Raw genomic sequence first — 22772 nt, 5'->3', positions numbered from 1 at the left:
AGGTTCCGCGCCGAATACCGTAGCGCTCACCCCTTCACGGCCCCCGCGGTGAGGCCCTCGGTCAGGAACCGTTGTCCGAACCCGTACATGAGCACGACCGGGATGCTGATCAGCAGCGAGGCCGCGGCCAGCTGGCCCTGCGGCACGACGTCACCGAAGATCATCGACTGCATGCCGACGGGCAGCGTCTTGTAGTCGTCGTTGGTGATGAACACGAATGCGAACAGGAACTCGTTCCACGCGTTGGTGAGCGTGAACAGCGCGACCGCGAGCAGGCCCGGCTTGGCCAGCGGCAGCACGATCCGGAGGAACGCGCCGAACCGCGTGCAGCCGTCGACCAGCGCAGCCTCCTCGAGGTCGGCGGGGATCGACTTGAAGTAGCCGACGAGCAGCCACGTCGCGAACGGCAGGGTGAACGTGGGGTAGGCGAGCACGAGCGACCACAGCGAGTCGTTGAGCCCGATCCCGCTCATCAGCTGATACAGCGGGATGAACAGCAGCGCGCCCGGCATCACGTAGGTGAGCAGGATCGTCACCGTGAAGCTCTCCGAACCCCGGAACTTCAGCCGCGCCAGCGCGTAGCCGGCCAGCGCCGCGCAGATCAGGGCGATCACGGTGGACGCCACCGACACCAGGATCGTGTTGCCGTACCAGGTGCCGAATGCCTTGCCCGTGAACAGGTTGGTGAACTGCTCGGTGCTCCACGGGGTCGGCCAGAGGTCGTCGGTGCGCGCGACGATCTGGTTGTCGGACTTGAAGGCCGTGACCGTCATCCAGTAGAGCGGGGCGAGCACGAAGCCCAGCAGACCCACGAGCGCGACCCCCGTGCCGGCGCCGCCGACCAGGCGTGCGGCCAGCCCGTTGCCCCGCGCGGCGAGCGCGGAGACGACCCGCCCGACGGCGGCCGCGAGCACCACGAACACGCCCAGCACGAGCGCGGCCTTCCACACGATCTGCGGCGACGCCCAGACCAGCACGAGCACCGAGACCACGACGATCACCCACGGCAGCGCCCTGCGCTGAGCGGGAGTCAGCCGCCTGCGCCCCAGGTCGCCTGCGCCTGGCAGGTCGCTGCGTCGCATCATCCGCACGAGGATCGCCACGAGGATGCCGATGATCGGCAGCATCACCAGCGTGACCGCGGCACCCGCGCCCGGCTGCAGCTGCTGGATGGCCTTCGAGTAGGCCACCATCACGTACGGGGCGGTGGCGTCCCCCGGTCCGCCCTGGGTCATCAGCCAGATCAGGTCGAAGTTGTTGAACGTCCAGATCGACGACAGCAGCACCGTCACGATCATGATGTTGCGCAGCCCCGGCAGCGTGATGTGCACGAAGCGCTGCCACGGCGAGGCGCCGTCCACCATCGCCGACTCGTAAAGACCGCCGTCGATGGCCTTGAGCCCGGCGAGGAACGTCACCGTGAAGAACGGGATGCCCTTCCAGACGTTGACCAGGATGACCGCCGGCATCGCGAGCGCGGGATCGGACAGCCACTCCGCAGGCCAGGAGTCGACGAGCCCGATCGCGGCGAGGGCGGGCCCGATCCCGGAGTCGGTGAGCAGGACGTTGACGCTGCCGAAGATCGGGTCGAACAAAGACCGCCAGGTGAAGGCCGTAACGACCGTCGGCACCACCCACGGCAACAGGATCACCCCGGCGATGATCGCCCGGCCGCGGCGCATGTGGTGCAGCATCAACGCCGCGATGAGACCGAGGGTCACTTTGAAGATCTCGGCGTACGCGGTGAAGACGAACGAGTTGAGCACGCCCTTGTGGAAAAGCGCGTCGTCGATAAGGGCGGTGTAGTTGTCCAGCCCGACGAAGACCGTCTCGGCTCCGTGGCGCTCCGTGGTGCTGGTGAAGATCGAGCTGACGATCGGGACCAGGATCAGGCCCGCGACCAGCAACACCGTCGGCCCGATGAACACCGCAGCGAGGCGCCAGTCGCGCCCGAGCAGCCGCTGCGATGTGGTGAGCGAGGACGACGCGGCCGGCGCCGGACGGGCCGGCGCCGGCTGTGTCGTCTTCGAACGCAGGACCGTCACTGCTTGTAGCCCTGCTGCTCGAAGACCTGGACGATCCGGGCGTGGGTCGAGGCAACGGCGTCGGCCGGCCGGGTGCCCTGGATGACCGACTGCATCATGTCGGTCAGCAGATAGGCGGCGACAGCGGCCTGCTCGCCGGGGCTCGGTGCCTGGGGGAACGCGTAGCCCGTCTTGGTGGTCAACGGGAGCGGCGTGCGGGTCTGCTCCCGCAGCGCGGGGAAGGCCGGGTCACCGCTGGTGTAGTACGGGTCGGAGTCCCACACCTTGTCCCACGCGGGGTTGACCAGGCACGGTGCTCCCTTCGCGACACCGAGCAGCGCGCTCCCGCTGACCATGTACTTCGCCACCAGCTTGGCGAGTTCGGGGTTCTTCGCCCCCTTGAACACGACGAACGAGTTGGACTCGCCGAACGCGAGTGGCCGATCGATCGCCGGTCCGGTGGCGCCGTTGAACACGTGCGTGTTGGCGTAGACCGGGTTGTTCTTGGTCTTCGAGTCGGCGTAGACGCTGAACTGGTTGAGCGTGAGCCCCAGGATCTGGGCCAGCCAGTTCTCGTTGTTGCTCGAGTCGGTCCAGCTTCCTATCCCGGGTGGCAGCATCGGCGTGTACTTCGGGTTCGTGTAGATGTCGCCGATGAACTCCACGGCAGCGACGGTCTCCGGCGAGTTGAACACCACCTTCGTGCCGGTGTTGTCCGCGATCGCCCCGCCGTAGCAGTTGATGACGTTCGTGATGAAGCCGTTGGCGTCGCCGGAGCGGTTCACCGTGAGACCCCAGCCGAAGCGCCGCTTCGCCGGGTCGGAGACCTCCAACGCGTTGTCGCGCAGCTCCTCCCACGTGTAATGCGGCTTGAGCGGGAGACCCTTTTCCGCGTACCAGTCTTTGCGCAGGTACATCCCGGCTGCGATGAAGTGGTAAGGGATCGCGTACCAGCGCCCGTCGAACACGCAGTAGTTGTTCGCCTCCGTCGCGGGCTCCCCGTAGAGCTTGCGCATCTCCTCGACCACGTCGGTGACATCGGTGAGGGCGCCGAGGTTGTGGAGCTGGCCGACGAACCGGCGGTCGCTCACGAAGGCCAGATCGCGGCTGGTGCCCGCCTTCACCTCGGCGTCCATCTTCGCGACCATGTCGCCGGCGTCGCCGGAGACCAGGTCGTTGCGGACCGTGGTGCCGGTGGCCTGCGCGAACACCTGCAGCGACCTGTCCAGCGCCTGATTGGCGGACTCCGAGTACAGCTTCTGCGAGAGCATCCCCACCGACCCGCCGCGGAGCGCGGCCGCCTGGTCGAGCAGTTCCTTGGGCACCTGGACGTCGACCTGCGGCGCGGCGGGCTCGTCCCCGCACGCAGCGAGACCGAGCACGCCCAGCGCGCTCATCCCGAGGAACGTGCGCCTCGACCAGTCCGTTTTCTCTTCCATGACCACTCCTCTCTCGCGTCCGATCGAGCGGACACGTACGGACGGGGCGAGGTTGCAACCGGCGGGACAGCCCGGTCGAGCCACGGGGCCGCCACAGCGGTACCCGGAGTCGAGAGCCATGTCGTTGGGTTCGGGCGGCACTGGGATCTCGGGGTAGGACGCGGTGTAGTTGCCGATGGCTCTGGTGAAGACGAGGTTGAGCGCGAGGTCCGACGAGGAAGGCCGCGGCCTGCTCCGCTGCTCTGCTCGGCGGACCGGTCGGTGAACGCGGTGACGACGTACCGATAGGCGAGCCTGCGCAACGCCGGCCGGTGCGGCTTCTCGACCGCGAGTCCGGTGCCAATCAGCCCCAGCCGGATCGGCGAGATCGCAGGTGCTGGCATGCCTCGTCCGTCCTCGTCATCGGTTCCGGATCTCGGTCGTGCAGTGCGCTAGCGCCGCCGGGCGGCCCGCTTGGTCTGCTGCTCCTTCTCCGCGAGGAGCGTGGAGTTGTTGCGCAGGTGCCTGCGCATCGCCGCGCGGGCACCTGCCGGGTCGCGCGCCACGAGCGCCTCGTAGATCTCCGTGTGGTCGGCGGTGGCGCTGCGCAGCGCGGCCGGCGCCTCGTTGGTGATGCGCCGGCTGGCCGTGCCAAGCCAGCGGGCGGAGTACATGATCCGGTCGAGAATGCGGTTGTTGGCCGCCCGGCAGATCTCCATGTGGAATTCGTGGTCGACCTCGAGGTAGGCGTCGGGGTCCGCCTCGAGCGCCGACATGCGGTCGATCTCGTCGGAGAGCCGGTCCAGCGTCTCGTCGGTGATGCTGGCCGCGGCCATCGCGGCTAGTTCGGGCTCGAGCAGCACGCGCAGCTGGTGCAGCTCCTGCAGCAGCTCGCCGACGATCTCCGTGGGCAGCCACTCGATCAGCAACGGGCTCAGGTAGTCCCACTCCGCGCGGGGGCGCACGACGACGCGGCGGCCCTGCGCGACGTCGACGATGTCGAGCGAGGCGAGGATCTTGAGCGCCTCCCGCGCCACTACGCGGGATACCCCGAACTCCTGGGAGATGTCGAGTTCCGACGGGGCCCGACCGTCCTCGATGTCGCCGCTGACAATGCGCCGGGTCAGGTGTGCCGCCACCTGCACCGGGAGAGTCCGTATCTTGACAGCGTCCGGAGACTCTTGTCTCCTTTGCATGTCATCAGCTTATAGGACAAGTTGGACGTCGCGACAGTCCGTTCATCTGCACGACTTGGGCAGCATGGAGAGCAATGCGGATCGTGAACGTCACGACGGCTGTGGTGGCCTACCACGGTCAGGCCACGCTGGTGCGGATCGACACCGACGAGGGCCTCAGCGGGTTCGGCGAGGCCAATCCCGATGCCGGCGCGGGCGCCGTCGTCGGAATGATCAACTTCCTGACGCCCCTCCTGATCGGCGAGGACCCGCGCAACGTCGAGCGGTGCTGGGAGAAGCTGCGCCGCAGCAAGGTCTTCGCGGGCCCCCAGGGCGGGGTGTGCGTGATCGCCCTGTCCGGGATCGAGCTCGCGCTGTGGGACCTCGCGGGCAAGGCCGCGGGCCAGCCGGTCCACCGGCTGCTCGGCGGGAAGTTCCGCGACCGGATCCGCCTCTACGCCGACTGCGGCGACGGCGACGACCCGGCGGGCTCGATCGCCGGATGCGTCGACCGAGCCCAACGGATGGTCGCCGAAGGCTTCACCGCCATCAAGTTCGACATCGACGACCTGCACCACCCTGCCAAGTTCGACGCCTTCAACCACACGATCAACGCCGCCGAGCTGCGATCGATGGTCGAGCGCGTAGCAGCCGTCCGGGAAGGGATCGGACCAGACGTCGATCTGGCCATCGACCTACACGCCCGCTACGACGTGCCGAGCGCATGCCGAATCTCGTGGGAGCTCGAGCCGTTCCACCTGATGTGGCTCGAGGAGCCGCTGCCGGCGGAGAACATCGACGCGCTGGTGCGGGTGCGCGCACAGACCCGCACGCCGATCTGCGCAGGCGAGAACCTCTACCTGCGGTGGGGATTCCACGAGCTGCTCGAACGCGGCGCCGTGGACGTCATCGAGCCGGACGTGCCGAAGTGCGGTGGCCTCGCCGAGGCCAAGAAGATCGCCAACCTCGCGGAGCTTCACTACATTCCCTTCGCACCGCACCTGGTGTCGACGCCGCTCGGCACGATGGCCACGTCGCACCAGTGCGGAGCGATCCCCAACTTCCTCGTCCAGGAATGGCACGCCCTCGAGGAGCGCGCCGTGTGGGACAGCTACGTCCACGCCCCCGACGGGAGCGGGTCGATCGTCAAGGACGGCTACATCACGCTTCCCGACACCCCCGGCATCGGCGTGGAGCTCGACATGAACGGCGTCCGGGCACACGCCGTCGCGGGCTACGGAGTGTTCGAGTAGCGGAGCCGATCACCCAGCCGCCCTGTCCAGCCTTCCGGAGGACCTCGGAATCCTGGGACTCGTGCTCGCGATGATCACCGGGCGATGCGGCGGGTGAGGTCGACCCGGGAGCGGACGTCCAGTTTGGCGTAGGCCCGGGACAGGTGGGTCTCGACGGTCTTCTTGCTGAGGTACAGGCGTTCGGCAATCTCCCGATTGGACAGTCCGGCCGTGACGAGGTCCACGATCTGCCGTTCCCGGCTGGTCAGCGTGGCGCGGCCCGATCTGGGGCCCCGGGCGGCGAGGCGAAGCGCGTCACGGGCGAGGGCGGCGGACAGCCAGGTGGCGGAGCCGGCCGCGAAGATGGCCTTGGCCTGGCCGAGCTCGCCCCGTGCCCGCTCGTGCCGGCCGGTCCGCGCGTACAGGGTGGCCAGCAGGTGCCGGGCCCGGCCTTCCTCGACGGGCGTACCGGCCTCGGCGAAGTGCGTCACCGCCGCCTGGGCGTCGGCCGTCGCCGCCGTCCCGTCCCCGGCCGACGCGAGCACGCGGGCGCGGGCCTCGTGGGCGACGCCCAGCTGGTGGGTGAGACCGGCCCGCACGGCATGGTTGATCGCGTCCGACGCGTGCCGATGGCCGTCCGCGACCCGGCCGAGCTCCGCGGCGGCCACGGCGGCCAGCGCCGACCGGTACGCGGCCGTGGCCGGGTCGACGTCCCCATCCGACACCTGGGCCAGGCACGCCTCGGCCCGGCCGGCCGCCAGGTACACCTCGGCCAGGCCGACCCGCGCCAGCGCCGACCACCAGCCAAGGCCGGGCCGCCCGGCGCCGGAGACCCGGTCGGCCAGCGCCAGCGCCGCCTTGGGGCCGTGGCACCACAGCATCGGCCGCAGCCGGGCGACGTCGGCCATCGCGGCCGCCTCGGCGGCGTGCATGATCCGGGCGTACTCCCGCGCGTCGTCCGCCGCGGTCAGCGCTTCGGCCGCCCGGCCACGCCGGGCATGCAGGCAGGCGTCGGCGATGAGTAGGTACGGCATGCTGTGCGTGAGGCCGCTCCCGGTCGCCAGCTCGATGGCCCGGTGCAGGTGGCGCGCGGCCCGGTCGTGGTGCTGCAGGTGCAGGTCCACCCAGGCCAGCGGGGCGACGATGGCGAGCTCGGTGAGCAGCAGCGTGTCCGGCGTGGCGTCCAGCAGCCAGGCGGCCCGGTCGGCGTGCCCGCGGGCGGCCGCGATCTCGTTGGCCTGCAAGGAACCCAGGGCCAGCACGGCATGCGCGGCCGCCCGCACCGCCGGGTTTCCCGTCCCGGCCGCGACCTCGACGGCGCGGGCGGCGTGGCGGCGCGCCGCGCCGAGGTCGTGCCGCAGGATCTCCACGCCGGCCAGCTCGACCAGCGCCTGCGCGGTGGCCGCCCCGGTGCCGGGCAGCCGGTCGAGCTCGCCGGTGAGCAACGCCCGCGCCTCGTCGAGCGTGCCGAGCAACCGGTGCACGACGGCGGAGAACGTCACCGCCTCCGTGCGACCCGGGCCGTCCGCCTGGATCACCTCGTGCAGCAGCGCCCGGCTCCGCGCGAGCTCACCGCTGAGCCCCAGCGTCCTGGCCAGCAGCATCCGCAGCTCGTCACGGCGGTGGGCGAACTCGTCGCGGTCGGGCAGCAGCTCGAGGGCCCGCTCCACCAGCCGGGCGGCGATGGCGGGGGCGGCGTGCCGGGACGCCACGGCGGCCCGCGCGAGCGTGTCCACCGCGGCCGCGTCCCCGGGCTGGGCGGACCGCTCGGTGTGATGGGCCAGCATCAGCAGGGAGCCGTGCCGGTCCCGCAGGTACCGGGCGGCGCGGGCGTGCGCGCGGGTGCGCCAGGCGGGTGGCGTGTCCCAGTAGGCCGCCGCGCGGACGAGCGGGTGGCGGAAGCGGAACCGGGGGCCGTCGGCCACCAGCATGCCGCACCGGCTGAGCCCGTCGAGGGCCTCGGCGGCGGAGCCGGGCGGGCCGCCGGCCACCCACCCGACGAGCTCCGGTTCGGCCGCGTCACCCACGACCGCCGCGGCGTGCGCGACGTGCCGCAGCACCGGATCCAACGCCCGCAGCTCCGTGCTGAGCACGTCGAGCAGGACCCGTTCGGGCGCCGCCACGGGCTGGCCGACGAGCGCGGTCAGCGTCTGCTCGTCGGCGTCGGCGAGGGTGTTGAGGTACAGCGGGTTGCCACCGGTGGCCCGGTGCAGCAGCCGGTGCCGCCTGGCCGGCTGATCCGGGAGCAGCTCGGCGATCTCGGCCATGGTGAGCGGTTCGACCGTGAGCCGGACCGCGGCGGAATCCAGGCGTGCCAACGCATCGGCCAGACCGGGCGGTGGCTGGGCGCTGCGGTGGGCGAGCGCGATCAGCAGCGGCGCGCGCGGCGGCCGCCGCAGCAGGTACTCGGTGAGCTGGAGGGACGCCGGGTCGGCCCAGTGCAGATCGTCGAGGATCAACACGGCCCCGCGCTCGGCCGCTTGCCGCTCCAGCACCGCCCGCACACCGCGGAACAGCCGGTACCGGTCGAGCTGCGGGGGCCGGTCCCCGGCGGCCGCCGCGGTGAGCGCGGCCAGCGGCTCGGCATCCCCGGGATTCGTTGCGCGCAGCCGGTCGAAGGCGTCGATGAACACGCCGAAGGGGACGTTCTGCTCGAACTCGGTGGCCCGCCCGGCGTGCACCACCAGCGCGCGGCCTTCCGCCCGGTCGGCGAGCTCGGCGAGCAGCATCGTCTTGCCGATGCCCGGCTCGCCCCGGACCGCGACCGCTCGGAAGGAACCCGCCACCACCGCCGCGAGCGCGTCGTCGATGCGATCGAGCTGCGGGCACCGACCGACATGGTCCCGACCCCGTCCCCCGGCCCCGCCCACCGCAGCCTCCACTACTACGGGGAGTATCCACCCGTGTGGTCGCTGTGATCTTGCCCCGCGTTACCGCGGAATTCGAACCGGTGTCGGGGTGGGGTGTCGGGGTATCGCCCGATGCTCCGGCGGCGCGAATCCGGCCACCCTGTTCCGGTGAGCACCGGTCCCGATCCGCGTCGGATCCGCACCCGTGCCGAGCTGGCCCGGGAGCTGGACCTGCTGCGCGCAAGGGCGGCGGCGGGCACCCCGAAGGCCAGGGTCAGCCTTGAGCATCTCGCCGGTCTCGTGCGGCTGCCGCGCTCCACCCTGCACAGCTACCTGAGTGGGCAGACCCTGGTCCCCTCGGAGGTGCTCGACCGCATCATCGTCGCGTTGGGCGCGGACCCGGCCGAGCAGCGGGAGTGGAACGAGGCCTGGTACCGGGTGCACGCCGGCGCGCACAGTGATCCACCGGATGTCGAGCCGGCCGCCGCCCCGTTCTGCCTCCCGCCCGTCGCCCGGGGGTTTACCGGTCGCGACGCCGAGCTCGCCGAGCTCGATCGCTTGGCGGACAATGGCTTCGGAGCGGGACCTGTGGTCTCGGCGATCTGCGGTGCCCCCGGAGTCGGCAAGACCGCGCTGGCCCTGCGGTGGGCGCACCGTGCCCGGGACCGCTTTCCCGACGGGTGCCTGCACGTCGATCTGCGCGGCTACGATCCCGAGCCGCGGCTGCCGGTCGCCGACGCCATGGCCGTGCTGCTGGGCAGCCTCGCCCCGGGTGAGCCGGTTCCCGCCGACCTCGCCGTGCTGGCGGCCCGCTACCGGGCCCGGCTGGCCGGCCGGCGGGTCCTCGTCCTGCTGGACAACGCCGCGGACGCCGAGCAGGTACGGCCGCTGCTGCCGGGGACCGGCTCCTGCCTTGTCCTGGTCACCAGCCGCGACGACCTGGCCGGCCTCCTCGCCCGGGACGGCGCGTACCGCCTGCGGCTCGGTGTCCTCCCGCTGCCCGACGCGCTTGCCCTGTTGGACACCGTGCTCGGCGCCGGCCGGGTGGCGGCCGACCGGCGCGCCGCCACGGTCCTGGCCCAGCAGTGCGGCTGCCTGCCGCTGGCCATCCGGGTTGCCGCCGAGCTGGCCGCCGCCCGGCCGGCGGTGTCCCTCGCCGACCTCGCCGGCGAGGGGCGGCTGCTGGACCGGCTGGCCGCCGGTGCCGACCCGCGGACCGACCTGCGCGCCGTGTTCTCGTGGTCTTACCGCCACCTTGTGCACGGCGACCGCGAGGCGGCCAGGATCTTTCGCCTCCTGGGCGCCCACCAGGGGGCCGACTTCACGGCGGCCACGGTCGCCGCGGTGGCCGGAGCTGACCCCGGGCAGGTTCGGCGGTCGATCGACACGTTGCTGCGCGCGCATCTCGTCGAACCGGCGGCCGCGCACCGGTTCCGGATGCACCGCCTGCTCAAGGCGTACGCCGGCGAGCTCGCCGCCGGCGTACCGGAGCCCAGAAGCGGCGGTCAGGCCACCTTCACGACACTGGGCCAGAAATAGCCCGGACCGGGCGTCGACCAGACCTCCACCGGCACGCGGTTCGCGGAGTTGGGCACCCCGCCGGCCAGCACCCACACCTCGGCATCCCCGTTTCCGTTGTCCACGAGGTAGATCAGGTCCGCCGCGCCGTCGCCGTTGTAGTCACCCACGATGCTCTTGGCCCGGTTGAGCGGGAAGCCGCCCGGGTAGTAAATCTCGGGCCAGGTCGCGTTGTCGCCCGCCCCGGTTGTGTGCGGCACCACCCACGCGACGGAATCGGTCCGCACCACCAGGTCCTTCCGCCCGTCCCGGTTGAAGTCCCCGGTGTCCAGCTGGGCCCGGCTGAAGCTGTCGTGCGTGCCCACGGTGTGCCAGCACCAGTACGGTTGGACCGTGCCCGAGACCGGGGCATCCGTCCCGGGGATTACCCACAGGGCGAACTCCCTGTTGCCGTAGTCGTACAGGACCAGCAGGTCGTCCTTCCCGTCGGCGGTGAAGTCGGCGGCGGCGACGTTCGCCCGGCTGACGTCGAAGTTGCGCGGCGGCGTGCGCCACACCTCGTGCGGGAAGACCGAGTCCTGAACCCGGGAGGTGGTGCCGGAGAACACCAGCAGCCCGGCCGAGCCGCCGCCGTAGTCGTTCAGCACCAGCAGGTCCGCCAGGCCGTCACCGGTGTAGTCCCCCGCGGTGACCTTCGCGGTGCTCGGCACCAGGCCCCACGACGTAACGTGCGAGATCCGGTACGGGATGGCCGCGGTGATGTCGTTGCGGGTGGCGGTGCCCGGATAGATGTACAGTCCGACCTCACCGCCGCCGTAGTCGTACAGCGCCAGCACATCGGAGAACCCGTCACCGTTGTAGTCCCCGGCCGCGATCTTCATGACGCTGGGCCAGTAGCTGCCCGGTCCCTCCCACCAGACCGGGTCCATGGTGGTGGCGTTGTTCGCGATGGTCGGCGTGCCGGGCAGCACGAACAGCCCGGCCTCGCCGCCGCCGTAGTCGTACAACGCGGTCAGGTCGGCCCGCCCGTCACCGGTGAAGTCGTTGGTTCCGGCGCCCATGATCCCGATAGGATGACCGGTCGCGGCGGCCGATGCCGGCGCCACGCCGGTCATGGCCGCCACCAGCACCGCGGCCGTCGCCGCGGCGGTGACCAGCCTGCTCCTGGTCCACAGTGGTCTGTGCACGAACGCATCACTCCCCGAACGTCCCGCGGTTGACGATGACGTGCCGAGTCCAGCACGCCACCGAGCCGAGGTGATCGCTTCCGGGAAGTTCCCGAACCTGTCCGGACGTCAGGACCGGGACTTGGGATGTTCACGCTCGTGTCCGCTCGTGAAGATCCCCAACGGCCAACACGGGATCGGCTCCACGAGACGCCTGAACTGGTCGGAACTTCGGGCCTGGCCGGCTGCCCGATCGGACCCGGTGCCGGCGGAAGGTTCGCCTCAAGGGGCGGGTTTCTGGTACGCCGCCGGGCTAGCCTCCTAGCCGTGAGCACGATTCCTGTCGACGCACCGCGGTCCGCGGACGGCTACTACTGGTGGGACGGCAGCCAGTGGCAACTGATTTCGGACGGCGGTGCCGATGCGTCCGCCGACCCGGCGGTGGACGCACCGGTGGGTATGGGCACCGTCGTCAAGATCAGCTCCATCACCATGTGGTTCAACGTCTTCATCCCGGACCACCAGGTCTCCGGCGCTGGGCTTTGTTTCCTCGGCGACGACCGCTCCTTCGACGCCTCGATCGGTGCCTCCTCGCGGCTGCACGCCGCGGTGACCATCGAGGGCCTTGGGACCGCCAACGCGAGAGTGAGCAGTACCGATGTGCACTGTGGCCTGACCCGGATGGTGGACTGCGCTTCCGGGCAGGTGACGGATTCCGGGACCGCCACGCCGTCGGGCGGCTTCGCCAACTTTCACGTCGGCAATACCTACGCGGATCCGGAGGCGGGAGTGCACGACACCGCCAACGAGAACGTCGCGATCCTGACTCTGGACGTCGCCGCGGCCGACCCACTGGTCGCGCTGGCGCCGACGGTCGGAGTGAACTTCCTCATCACCATCGACCCGGTCACCGGTACCGTCTCGGTCAACGGCGTCGCCGACCACTGGCCCGCGTTCGAGGGCTACGCGAGCGCCGACGGCGGTGGCGCGGTGCCGCTGCTGCAAATCTGGCCGCCCGAGGGCACCGACCCGTACACCCTCCTCGGCTCCCGGGACGCGCCGGTCAGCGCGCACGTCCAGGTGGCCTGAACGGCATTGGCAACCAAGCCGACACGCACATTGCGGCCATGGCGGACAATTGCTCATCGAACCGAGCATGACATACACGCCACCCGCCTCAAAAACCGGCATGGAATTGGCTCAAACGAACCATTCAAAGGCTGATCTTCGCTCGATCACCTATTTCGTCGTGACGAAGATGGCTTCCTTGCGCCGTCGCGAGCCGGGCGATCTGCGCCTGCGGACTTGGTTGTCGGCATTCCGCCGAGCCGACGACTATCGACATCCGAAAAGCACACCTGTGCGACCGGTCACGACCCCGGTGGCGCGTACCGCTCGTGGCCTGGTCCGGGCGTGCCGCACGAGGACTGCCGGGCGTGTGAGGGCATTCCGTTTGCGGCACCGCCGGTGATCCGGGCGGCAGGCCGAGCAGTGGGGTGGGCCCGGAGGCATTGCGTAGCGGATCCGCCAGGACGAGGCCGACCGGGCGAAAACCTTTTCGGTGGTGCGCTCTGCGCACGGTGCTTCGGCACGGTTGACCGTGGCGAGTCGCATCGTTAACGTGATGCTCATCCGATGTACCAAACGTTGTCCGAAATCTCGAACATTGCTGGGAGCGCTCCCAGAGTCGTCGGGGCACGGGAGGATTCCATGAGTGCGACAGTGCGGGTGCCGTGGCGTCGTGGGCGGTCGGTGGTGCTGGCCGCGGTGGTGGCGCTGCTGGCCGGCCTCCTGGTCGTGGTGGGGGCGGCCGGGGTGGCGCAGGCGGCGACGGTCGATCCGAACGCGTGGTACGTGCTGGTCAACCGGAACAGCGGCAAGGCGATGGACGTGTCCGCTGTGTCCACGAGCGATGGCGCGCAGATCCAGCAGTGGACCCGCCACGACGGGGCCAACCAGCAGTGGCAGTTCGTGGACTCCGGCGGCGGCTTCTACCGGCTGCGGGCGCGGCACTCGGGCAAGGTGCTGGACGTGTTCAACTTCTCCACCGCCGACGGCGCCAACATCGTGCAGTGGGCGGACGGCAACGGAACGAACCAGCAGTTCCGCCTGGCCGACTCGCCGGACGGGTTCGTCCGGTTGATCAACCGCAACAGCGGCAAGGCGGTGGAGGTGCAGGGTGCGTCGACCGCCGACGGGGCCCGGGTGGTCCAGTTCGCCGACGGGGGCGGGGCCAACCAGCAGTGGCGGCTCGTCCCGCTCGGCGACGCTCCCGGTGGTGCGCTGCCGTCGACGTTCCGGTGGTCGTCCAGCGGCGTGCTTGCCGGGCCGAAGCCGGACGCCCAACATCCCAACGCGTTGGCGGTCAAGGACTTCTCGGTGACGCGGCACAACAACCAGTGGTTGATCTACGCCACGACGGCCAGCCCGTCCGGGTGGGGTCTGGTGTTCTACAGCTTCGCCGACTGGCCGCAGGCCGCGTCCGCGACGCATACCTATCTGGACACGGCATCGGCGATCGGACCCGGCTACCGGGCGGCGCCGCAGCTGTTCTTCTTCGCGCCACAAAACCTGTGGTACCTGGTGTATCAGACCGGCCCGCCCACTTATTCGACCAGCACCAACCCGGCCGATCCGCGGTCCTGGTCGGCGCCGCGCACGTTCATCGCGCAGGAGCCACCGATCGTGACCCAGAACAAGGGACCGGGGCAGTGGATCGACTTCTGGGTGATCTGCGACGGCGCGAACTGCTTCCTGTTCTTCTCCGACGACAACGGCCACATCTACCGGGCCCAGACCAGCCAGGGCAGCTTCCCCAACGGGTTCGGCAACACCCAGATCGTGCTGTCGGACTCCCGGTTCGCGTTGTTCGAGGCGACCAACGTGTACAAGGTCGCGGGCAACAACCAGTACCTGCTGCTCCAGGAGGCGATCGGCTCGGACGGGCGGCGCTGGTTCCGGTCCTACACCTCCACCAGCCTCACCGGAAGCTGGGCCCCCCTGGCCAACACCGAGTCCAACCCGTTCGCGCGCTCCAACAATGTCACCTTCCCCAACGGGCAGTGGACCCGCGACATCAGCCACGGCGACCTGATCCGCGCCAACAACGACCAGACCCAGACCATCAACCCCTGCCGGCTGCAGTACGTCTACCAGGGCATGGATCCCAACGCCAGCGGCGAATACATCCGCCTGCCGTGGCGCATGGGCCTGCTCACCCAGACCAACTCGACCTGCTGACCGGCGAACGCGGGCGGCTGGCCCGACGTGGGTCCAGCCGCCCCAACCATGCGCGAGCCGCACACCACCTCGCCCCCGCGGGAGGGAACACCATGCGCAGGCACATTCCACGGTGGGCCCCCGCCCTTGTCGCCGCCGCCCTGGCGGCGACCGGCATCGTGGCCGCTCAGGCCGAGCCCACCGCGCCCGGTGCCGTGACTCCGTCGGCCACGATCACCAACCCGGTGCTGTGGGAGGACCTGGCCGATATCGACATCTTCCGGGTGGGTGACACCTTCTACTACTCGGCCTCGACGATGCACTACTCGCCAGGGGCGCCCATCCTGCGCTCGTTCGACCTGGTGAACTGGGAGTTCGCCGGCCATTCCGTCCCGCGGCTGGACTTCGGGTCGAAGTACGACCTCAACGGCGGGCGCGGATATGTCCGAGGCGTGTGGGCGTCGTTCCTGAACTTCCGCCGCAGCAACAACACCTTCTACTGGGGCGGCTGCGTCGACTTCAGCCAGACCCACATCTACACCGCGACGGCCGTGGAGGGGCCGTGGCAGAGACGCTCGACGATCCCCACCTGCTACTACGACGCCGGGCTGCTCGTCGATGACAACGACACGATGTACGTGGCCTACGGCAACACGACCATCAGCGTGGCTCAGCTGTCCGCGGACGGGCTCAGCCAGGTCCGCGCGCAGCAGGTGTTCCAAACCCCGTCGAGCATCGGAACCCTGGAGGGCGCCCGGTTCTACAAGCGCAACGGCGCCTACTACATCTTCCTGACCCGTCCGGCCAACGGCCAGTACATTCTCAAGTCGACGACGGGTCCGTTCGGGCCGTACCAGATCCGGCAGCTCCTGCTGGACCTGCGCGGCCCGATCCCGGGCGGGGGAGTCCCGCATCAGGGTGGTCTGGTGCAGACCCAGAACGGCGACTGGTACTACATGGCCTTCGTCGACGCCTTCCCCGGCGGCCGGGTGCCCGTGCTGGCCCCGATCACCTGGACCTCGGACGGGTGGCCGGTGCTGCAGCTGGTCAACGGCGCCTGGGGCACCTCATATCCGCCGCCGAACCTGCCGCCCCCGCCGCGGGCGGTCAAACCACCGACCGGGGCGGACACCTTCGCCGGGACGACGCTCGGCCCGGAGTGGGAATGGAACCACAATCCGGACAACGGCCGCTGGTCGGTCAACAATGGACTGCGGCTGCAGACCGCGACCGTGACCACCGACCTGTACTCGGCCCGCAACACGCTCACCCACCGGATCCTCGGACCCACATCCACCGCGACCATCACCCTCGACTACGCGGGGATGCGTGACGGGGACCGGGCCGGGCTGGCGTTGCTGCGCCAGTCATCGGCCTGGATCGGGATCAAACGCGACGGCGGCACCGACCGGGTGGTGATGGTCAACAACATCACCATGGACGGCAACTGGAACACCAGAACCACCGGCACCGAGGTGGCCGGCGCGAACGTCTCGGGTGGACGGATCTGGTTGCGCGTCAACGCCGACATCCGCCCCGGTGCCGGCCGGCAAGGCCGCTTCTCATACAGCACCAACGGAACCACCTTCACCCCACTCGGCCCCGGGTTCACCCTGAACAACGAATGGCAGTTCTTCATGGGCTACCGTTACGCCCTGTTCAACTACGCCACCCGAACCCTCGGCGGCACGGTCACCGTGCCCCGGTTCGACCTGACCACACCCTGACCGGATGCCGGTGGCGGGCTCAGTCCCTGGAACCAGCCGGGGGTGTCACGAGGACGGTGAGGGGGAGGTCGCGGCTTGAGCGTCCGATGTGGAGTGTGAAGGGCCGGGTTCGGTGCGCCAGGTTCCGTCGGCCCGGTGTTGGAATGCGCGGGCCGGCAGGGAATGTGGGTGGCGATCACTTCGCCTGGGCGGGCGGTGACGATGGTCCGCCGGCGAGCCGGACGACCTCCCTGATGGTCGCGATCGACGCCATCCTGGCTCAGCGACCGTTCCGCGGCCGCCGTACCCGCGGAAGGGTGTTAAAACGTATCAACCTACCGGCCTTTTCCGTTGATGAGACCTAGGAGGATCTGTGGTAACAGATCCGACAACTGGCGTGAACTCTTGACGTATGGCCCTTTGTGACTTCTAATGTCACTCTGGCACTCTGATGAAACGTTTCACAAATGACGGAGTGGAGTCCCAGGTGGTGGCACCGCTGCTCGCCCTCGACGGCATCAGCAAGTCCTTCGGCGCCGTCGCGGCGCTGCGTGACGTGCGGCTGGAGCTGTTCGGCGGCGAGGCGCACGCGCTGGTCGGGGAGAACGGGGCGGGGAAGTCCACCCTCGTCAAGATCCTCGCCGGAGTGCACGTCCCGGATGCCGGGACCATCACCCTCGACGGCGCCCCGCTGCCGCTGTCCGGACCCGCCGACGCGCGGGCCGCCGGGATCGCCGTGATCTACCAGGAGCCGACGCTGTTTCCGGACCTGACCGTCGCGGAGAACATCTTCATGGGCCGCCAGCCGCGGCGCAGCCTGCGCCGCGTCGACACCGCTCGGATGCGCGCCGGCGCTGCGGAGCTGTTCGCGCGGCTCGGCGTCCGGCTCGACCCGGACCGGCCGGCCCGCGGGTTGTCCATCGCCGACCAGCAACTGGTGGAGATCGTCAAGGCGATCTCCCTGGACGCGCGGGTGCTGGTGATGGACGAGCCGACCGCCGCCCTGTCCGGAGTGGAGGTGGAGCGGCTGTTCTCGGTCGCCCGGTCGCTGCGCGACGCCGGCACCGCGGTGCTGTTCATCTCGCACCGGCTCGACGAAGTATTCACACTGTGTGAGCGCGTTACGGTCCTGCGGGACGGACGGTGGGTGTGCACCGATCCGGCGGACGCGGTGAGCGTCGATGACGTCGTGCGCCGGATGGTCGGCCGCGAGGTCTCGGCGATGTTCCCCGAGCGGGACCCGGTCGCCGGCCCGCCCCGGCTGCGGGTGCGGGGCCTGACCCGGCACGGCAGCTTCGCCGACGTCAGCTTCACCGTCCACAGTGGAGAGATCGTCGCACTCGCCGGGCTGGTGGGCGCCGGGCGCAGCGAGGTGAGCCGGGCGATCTTCGGGGTCGACCGGTACGACGCGGGCGAGGTCGTGGTGGACGGCGCCCGGCTGCCGCCCGGCGACACCGCGGCGGCCATCCGGGCGGGTCTGGCGCTGGTGCCCGAGGACCGCCGCCAGCAGGGCCTGGTGATGGAGCTGTCGGTGGAACGCAACGCCACCCTGCCCCGGCGCTGGGCGCTGACCAGGGCCGGGCTGCTGTTCGGCGGCACCGAGCGCCGGGCGGCCGCCGACTGGGTGCGGCGGCTGCGGGTCAAGGCCGGGCGGCTCATCGACCCCGTTTCCACGCTGTCCGGCGGCAACCAGCAGAAGGTCGTGCTGGCCAAGTGGCTGGCCACCACCCCGCGGGTGCTGATCGTCGACGAACCCACCCGCGGCATCGACGTCGGCACCAAGGCCGACGTGCACCGGTTGCTTGCGCGGCTGGCCGCCGACGGCGTGGCGGTCCTCATGGTGTCCAGCGAGCTGCCGGAGGTTCTCGGCATGGCCGACCGCGTCCTGGTGATGCGCGAGGGCCGGCTGGTCGCCGACCTCCCGCGGGCGGACGCCGACGAGGAAACCGTCATGCTCGCCGCGACCAGGCAGGCGGTCGGGGCATGATCGTCGAGGCCCCGCCCGCGGAGGCGCCCACCAGCGGCGCCCGGCTGGCGCGGCGTGCGTTCGTGGTGCGGGAGTTGGGGAACGCGCTGGCCCTCGTGCTGCTCGTCGCGGTCACCGTCGCGGTCAACCCCCGGTTCCTGTCCGCCCAGAACGTCAAGGACCTGCTGCTGGGCGCCACCATCCTGGCGACCCTTGCGGTCGGGCAGGCCGTCGTCGTCATTACCCGCAACGTCGACCTGTCCGTCGGGTCCATTCTCGGGTTGTCGGCCTTCGCCACCGGATCGGTGCTCGTCGCGTCCCCCGGCCTGCCCATCCCGCTGGTGCTGCTGCTCGGTGTCGCGCTGGGCGCGGGGCTCGGCGCGGTCAACGGCGGGCTGATCCGCGGTGCTCAAGTGCCCGCCCTGGTGATCACCCTCGGCACCCTGTACGTGTTCCGCGGCCTGGACTACCTGTGGGCCGGGAGCCGGCAGATCAACGCCGCCGACCTGCCCGCCGGGTTCCTGCGGATGGGCACCGGCACCGTGGTCGGCGTGCCGGTGCTGGCCCTGTTCGCCGTCGTGGTGGTCGTCGCCGTGGGCTATTACCTGCGCAACTACCGCGGCGGGCGGGAGCTGTACGCGATCGGCTCCGAGCCCGCCGCCGCCCGGCTGTCGGGCATCCCGACCGGCCGCAGGGTATTCGCCGCGTTCGTCGCCAGCGGCGCGCTGGCGGGCCTGGCCGGCGTCTTGCACGCGGCCAGGTTCGGCACCCTCGACGCCAACGCCGGCCTCAACATGGAGCTCAACGTCGTCGCCGCCGTCGTGGTGGGCGGTGTGGCGATCTTCGGCGGCAGCGGCTCGGTCTACGGCGCCGCGCTCGGCGCCGTCCTGCTGACCACGATCAGGGCCGCCCTGCCGGTGCTGGGCATCAGCCCGTTCTGGCAGGACGCCACCACCGGCGCGCTGATTCTCGCCGCCATCGGCCTGGACCGCGTGCTGTCCGCCCGCGTCGCTCGTCGCCTGCGAGAAGGGAAGGCCCGTGGCTGAGCAGCTTGTCCGGACCCGTCGCGCCCTCGGTTCGTGGGACGCGATCATGGTGCTCGCGGTGGTGGCCGTCGCCGTCGTCGGAGCGCTGGCCATCGACGGGGTGGCCAGCCCGCGGTTCTGGCGGTTCGTGGCGCTGGAGGCGATCCCGATCGCGTTGATCGCGCTGCCGATGACGCTGGTCGTCGTCACCGGCGAGATCGACCTGTCCGTGGCGAGCGTGCTCGGGCTGACCTGCACGGTGTTCGGGCAGCTGTGGGTGTCCGGTGTGACCTCCCTGCCGGTGCTGATCATGGTCAGCCTGCTGCTGGGGGCCGTCCTCGGGGCCGCCAACGGCCTGTTCGTCACCGGCTTCGGGCTGCCATCGCTGGCGGTCACGATCGGCACGCTGGCGCTGTACCGGGGGCTGGCGTCGGTGGTCCTCGGCGACCGCGCCGTCGCGAACTATCCGCCGGCCTGGACCACCGGGGCGATCACCGCGATCCCCGGCACGACCATCCCGTGGATGCTGCTGGTCGTCGCCGCGCTGGCCGTCGGGTTCGGCGTCGTGCTGCACGCCACGCCGATCGGCCGCGGCCTGTACGCCATGGGCAACAACGCCGAGGCGGCCCGCTTCGCCGGGATCAACGTCCGGCTCACCAAGTTCTGGCTGTTCGTCGCCACCGGCGCGATGTCGGCGGCGGCCGGCGTGTTCTGGACGCTGCGGTTCGCCAGCGCCCGCGCCGACAACGGCCTCGGCCTGGAACTGGCCGTCATCGCCGCGGTGCTGCTCGGTGGTGTCTCGATCTTCGGTGGCCGCGGCGCGCTGCTCGGCGTCCTGGCCGCCGTCGCCCTGCTCGGGGTGCTGCGCAACGGGCTGCAGCTGGCCTACGTGCCGGCGAACACGTTGACGGTCATCACCGGCTCCCTGCTGATCGCCTCGGTCGTCGGACCGAACGTCGTCGGCATGCTGCGCGAACGGCTGCGCCGGCGCCGGCTCCCAGTGAAAGGAACCTCATGAAAGCAGGCACGAAACCGGTCCGCTTTCTGGCGGCGCTGGCGGCGATCGCGTTCGCCACGGCCGCGTGCGCGGACGACTCGACCGGCGGCGGCAACGGCGGCGCCCCCGCCAGCTCCGGCGCGTCCGGCGGCAGCATCAAGGAGGGCCTGAAGATCGCCTTCCTGCCCAAGCAGGTCAACAACCCGTACTTCACCGTCTCCGACAACGGCGGCAAGGCCGCGGTCGAGGAGTTCAAGGGCAGCTACAGCGAGACCGGCCCGTCCGAGGCCAGCCCGTCGGCGCAGGTCAGCTACATCAACACGCTGTCCCAGCAGCAAACCGACGTCATCGTCGTGTCCGCCAACGACAAGGACGCCATCTGCGGCGCGCTCAACGAGGCAAGGCAGGCCGGGGCGAAGGTGGTCACGTTCGACTCCGACACCAACCCGTCCTGCCGCGACCTGTTCGTCAACCAGGCCAGCACCGAGGGCATCGCGCAGATCCAGCTCAAGCTGATCTCGGAGGCGGTCGGGCCGGACGGCGGCGAGATCGCGATCCTGTCGGCGACGGCCAACGCCACCAACCAGAACACCTGGATCGAGATGATGAAGCAGGAGCTGGCCAAGCCCGAGTACACCAAGCTCAAGCTCGTCGACACCGTCTACGGCGACGACCAGGACCAGAAGTCGTTCACCGAGACCCAGGGGCTGCTGGCCAAGCACCCCAACCTCAAGGGCATCATCGCGCCCACCACGGTCGGCATCGCCGCGGCCGGGCGCTACCTGTCCGGCTCCAGCTACAAGGGCAAGGTGGCGCTGACGGGTCTCGGCACGCCGAACCAGATGCGCGCCTACGTCAAGGACGGCACCGTCAAGTCGTTCGCCCTGTGGAACCCGGCCGACCTGGGCTACCTGGCCGCCTACGCCGGCGGCGCCCTGGCTTCCGGGCTCATCTCCGGCAAGGAGGGCGACAAGTTCACCGCCGGCAAGCTCGGCGAGTACACCGTCGGCAAGGACGGCACGGTCGTGCTCGGCGAGCCGTTCACCTTCACCGCCGCCAACATCGACCAGTTGAACTTCTGATGACTGACCTCGCACCACAGACCCGGTCCCGCGTGCTGTCGGCCCTGCGCCGGCAGCACGTCGAGACGGCCTCATGGGCCTACGGCAACTCCGGCACCCGGTTCAAGGTGTTTCCGCAGGAAGGCGTGCCGCGCAATCCCTACGAGAAGATCGCCGACGCGGCCACCGTGCACCGCTTCACCGGCGTCGCGCCGACCGTCGCCCTGCACATTCCCTGGGACCGGGTCGACGACTACGCCGATCTGGCCCGCAGCGCCGCCGATGCCGGGATCGGGCTGGGCGCCATCAACGCCAACGTCTTCCAGGACAACGACTACAAGCTCGGCAGCGTCACCAACCCGGACCCGGGAGTGCGCCGCAAGGCCATCGACCACCTGCTGGAGTGCGTCGACATCATGGATCGGACCGGCTCTCGCGACCTCAAGCTCTGGTTCTCCGACGGCACCAACTATCCCGGCCAGGACGACGTGCGCACCCGCCAGGACCGCCTCGCCGAGGCACTGCGCGAAACCTACGACCGGCTCGGCGAAAATCAACGGATGCTGTTGGAGTACAAGCTGTTCGAGCCGGCGTTCTATGTGACCGACGTGCCGGACTGGGGCACCGCCTACCTGCACTGCGCGGCGCTCGGCCAGCGGGCGCGGGTGGTGATCGACACCGGGCACCACGCGCCGGGCACCAACATCGAGTTCATCGTCGCGGTGCTGCTGCGCGCCGGCAAGCTCGGCGGGTTCGACTTCAACTCCCGCTTCTACGCCGACGACGACCTGATGGTCGGCTCCGCCGATCCCTTCCAGCTTTTCCGGATCATGCACGAGATCGTGCTGGCCGGCGCCCTCGGCGAGGAAGCCGGGATCGCGTTCATGCTCGACCAGTGCCACAACATCGAACCGAAGATCCCGGCGGTGATCCGGTCGGTGCTGAACGTGCAGGAGGCCACCGCCAAGGCGTTGCTGGTCGACCACGACGCGCTGCGCGCCGCGCAGCACGCCGGGGATGTCCTTGGCGCCAACGCCGTGCTGATGGACGCCTACAACACCGACGTGCGGCCGCTGCTGCGAGAGCTGCGCGAGGACATGGGCATCGACCCGGACCCGATGGCGGCCTACGCCCGGTCGGGCTACTTCGAGCGGGTCAGGTCGGAGCGGGCCGGCGGTCAGGCCGCGGGCTGGGGCGCCTGATGTCCATGTCCACTGTGGACGAGCTGGTCGCGCGGTCGCGGAGGCTGGGCGCGGACAAGCGCAACACCAACTATGCCGGGGGCAACACCTCCGCCAAGGGTGATGCGGTCGACCCGGTGACCGGCGGCGACGTGGAGCTGTTGTGGGTGAAGGGTTCCGGTGGGGATCTCGGTACGCTCGCCGGGGCGGGGCTGGCCGTGCTCCGGCTGGACCG

Annotated in this window: 15 protein-coding genes and 1 pseudogene; 11 read left to right on the top strand and 5 right to left on the bottom strand. The window is 70.3% G+C overall.

The annotated features are described in order from the left end of the window. Nucleotides 1-26 precede the first annotated feature (26 nt). The 3 genes from VGX25_RS25910 to VGX25_RS25900 form a co-directional block, all read right to left on the bottom strand. Nucleotides 27-2045, bottom strand: coding sequence for an ABC transporter permease subunit (locus VGX25_RS25910; RefSeq protein WP_326920514.1), 2019 nt, complete (start codon nt 2043-2045; stop codon nt 27-29). Beyond that, a complete protein-coding gene (locus tag VGX25_RS25905; protein WP_326920513.1) occupies nt 2042-3463 on the bottom strand; it encodes an ABC transporter substrate-binding protein in 1422 nt (473 codons plus the stop codon). Before VGX25_RS25905 ends, VGX25_RS25910 begins: the two co-directional genes overlap by 4 nt. Before the next feature lie 431 nt (nt 3464-3894). Beyond that, nucleotides 3895-4587 (bottom strand): FadR/GntR family transcriptional regulator, encoded by a 693-nt coding sequence (locus VGX25_RS25900; protein ID WP_326920512.1) that lies wholly within the window; start codon nt 4585-4587, stop codon nt 3895-3897. Nucleotides 4588-4712: 125 nt separating this feature from the next. Here VGX25_RS25900 and VGX25_RS25895 point away from each other — a divergent pair, with 125 nt between their 5' ends. After that, nucleotides 4713-5870, top strand: coding sequence for a mandelate racemase/muconate lactonizing enzyme family protein (locus VGX25_RS25895; RefSeq protein WP_326920511.1), 1158 nt, complete (start codon nt 4713-4715; stop codon nt 5868-5870). A 74-nt stretch (nt 5871-5944) separates the two neighbouring features. Here the strand turns inward: VGX25_RS25895 and VGX25_RS25890 are convergent, their stop codons facing one another. Next, the gene (locus VGX25_RS25890) at nt 5945-8719 is read right to left on the bottom strand and encodes an ATP-binding protein (RefSeq protein ID WP_326920510.1); all 2775 of its coding nucleotides are present in this window, start codon (nt 8717-8719) and stop codon (nt 5945-5947) included. A gap of 147 nt (nt 8720-8866) precedes the next feature. Between VGX25_RS25890 and VGX25_RS25885 the strand changes: the two genes are divergently transcribed. Then, nucleotides 8867-10237, top strand: coding sequence for a helix-turn-helix domain-containing protein (locus tag VGX25_RS25885; protein WP_326920509.1), 1371 nt, complete (start codon nt 8867-8869; stop codon nt 10235-10237). On the opposite strand, the gene VGX25_RS25880 is transcribed toward VGX25_RS25885, so the two are convergent. Next, on the bottom strand, nt 10204-11403 hold the full coding sequence (locus VGX25_RS25880) for a VCBS repeat-containing protein (protein WP_326920508.1): 1200 nt from the start codon (nt 11401-11403) through the stop codon (nt 10204-10206). The two genes, VGX25_RS25885 and VGX25_RS25880, sit on opposite strands and share 34 nt — an antisense overlap. A 306-nt stretch (nt 11404-11709) precedes the next feature. Here VGX25_RS25880 and VGX25_RS25875 point away from each other — a divergent pair, with 306 nt between their 5' ends. The 9 genes and pseudogenes from VGX25_RS25875 to VGX25_RS25835 all read left to right on the top strand — a co-directional run. Beyond that, nucleotides 11710-12471, top strand: coding sequence for a hypothetical protein (locus tag VGX25_RS25875; RefSeq protein WP_326920507.1), 762 nt, complete (start codon nt 11710-11712; stop codon nt 12469-12471). Between the two features lie 621 nt (nt 12472-13092). Further along, nucleotides 13093-14622, top strand: a complete 1530-nt coding sequence (locus VGX25_RS25870; RefSeq protein WP_326920506.1) for a non-reducing end alpha-L-arabinofuranosidase family hydrolase — start codon at nt 13093-13095, stop codon at nt 14620-14622. 92 nt (nt 14623-14714) lie between these two features. Then, nucleotides 14715-16328, top strand: a complete 1614-nt coding sequence (locus tag VGX25_RS25865; protein ID WP_326920505.1) for a glycoside hydrolase 43 family protein — start codon at nt 14715-14717, stop codon at nt 16326-16328. A gap of 430 nt (nt 16329-16758) precedes the next feature. Further along, on the top strand, nt 16759-18294 hold the full coding sequence (locus tag VGX25_RS25860; protein ID WP_414635967.1) for a sugar ABC transporter ATP-binding protein: 1536 nt from the start codon (nt 16759-16761) through the stop codon (nt 18292-18294). Next, the gene (locus tag VGX25_RS25855; RefSeq protein ID WP_326920503.1) at nt 18291-19319 is read left to right on the top strand and encodes an ABC transporter permease; all 1029 of its coding nucleotides are present in this window, start codon (nt 18291-18293) and stop codon (nt 19317-19319) included. The genes VGX25_RS25860 and VGX25_RS25855 overlap by 4 nt, the downstream gene beginning before the upstream one ends. Further along, nucleotides 19312-20316, top strand: a complete 1005-nt coding sequence (locus VGX25_RS25850; protein ID WP_326920502.1) for an ABC transporter permease — start codon at nt 19312-19314, stop codon at nt 20314-20316. Before VGX25_RS25855 ends, VGX25_RS25850 begins: the two co-directional genes overlap by 8 nt. Next, nucleotides 20313-21377, top strand: coding sequence for a rhamnose ABC transporter substrate-binding protein (rhaS, locus tag VGX25_RS25845; protein ID WP_326920501.1), 1065 nt, complete (start codon nt 20313-20315; stop codon nt 21375-21377). Before VGX25_RS25850 ends, rhaS begins: the two co-directional genes overlap by 4 nt. Continuing rightward, entirely contained in the window at nt 21377-22558 is a 1182-nt protein-coding gene (gene rhaI, locus VGX25_RS25840) for an L-rhamnose isomerase (protein ID WP_326920500.1), read from the top strand. The genes rhaS and rhaI overlap by 1 nt, the downstream gene beginning before the upstream one ends. Nucleotides 22559-22563: 5 nt before the next feature. Beyond that, nucleotides 22564-22772 (top strand): annotated as a pseudogene (locus VGX25_RS25835) (bifunctional rhamnulose-1-phosphate aldolase/short-chain dehydrogenase); the annotation flags it as partial.

It is taken from the genome of Actinophytocola sp. (genome assembly GCF_035942955.1).
Lineage (GTDB): Bacteria > Actinomycetota > Actinomycetes > Mycobacteriales > Pseudonocardiaceae > DASYTH01.
Note: the sequence above shows the minus strand (reverse complement) of the source record. Positions and strands in the feature narration are given on the sequence as shown.

Bases quoted from the DNA above. Each gene is read 5' to 3' on its own strand.
- rhaS (WP_326920501.1), top strand. From the start codon at position 20,313: ATGAAAGCAGGCACGAAACCGGTCCGCTTTCTGGCGGCGCTGGCGGCG.
- VGX25_RS25870 (WP_326920506.1), top strand. From the start codon at position 13,093: ATGAGTGCGACAGTGCGGGTGCCGTGGCGTCGTGGGCGGTCGGTGGTG.
- rhaI (WP_326920500.1), top strand. From the start codon at position 21,377: ATGACTGACCTCGCACCACAGACCCGGTCCCGCGTGCTGTCGGCCCTG.
- VGX25_RS25905 (WP_326920513.1), bottom strand. From the start codon at position 3,463: ATGGAAGAGAAAACGGACTGGTCGAGGCGCACGTTCCTCGGGATGAGC.
- VGX25_RS25855 (WP_326920503.1), top strand. From the start codon at position 18,291: ATGATCGTCGAGGCCCCGCCCGCGGAGGCGCCCACCAGCGGCGCCCGG.
- VGX25_RS25860 (WP_414635967.1), top strand. From the start codon at position 16,759: ATGAAACGTTTCACAAATGACGGAGTGGAGTCCCAGGTGGTGGCACCG.
- VGX25_RS25865 (WP_326920505.1), top strand. From the start codon at position 14,715: ATGCGCAGGCACATTCCACGGTGGGCCCCCGCCCTTGTCGCCGCCGCC.
- VGX25_RS25895 (WP_326920511.1), top strand. From the start codon at position 4,713: ATGCGGATCGTGAACGTCACGACGGCTGTGGTGGCCTACCACGGTCAG.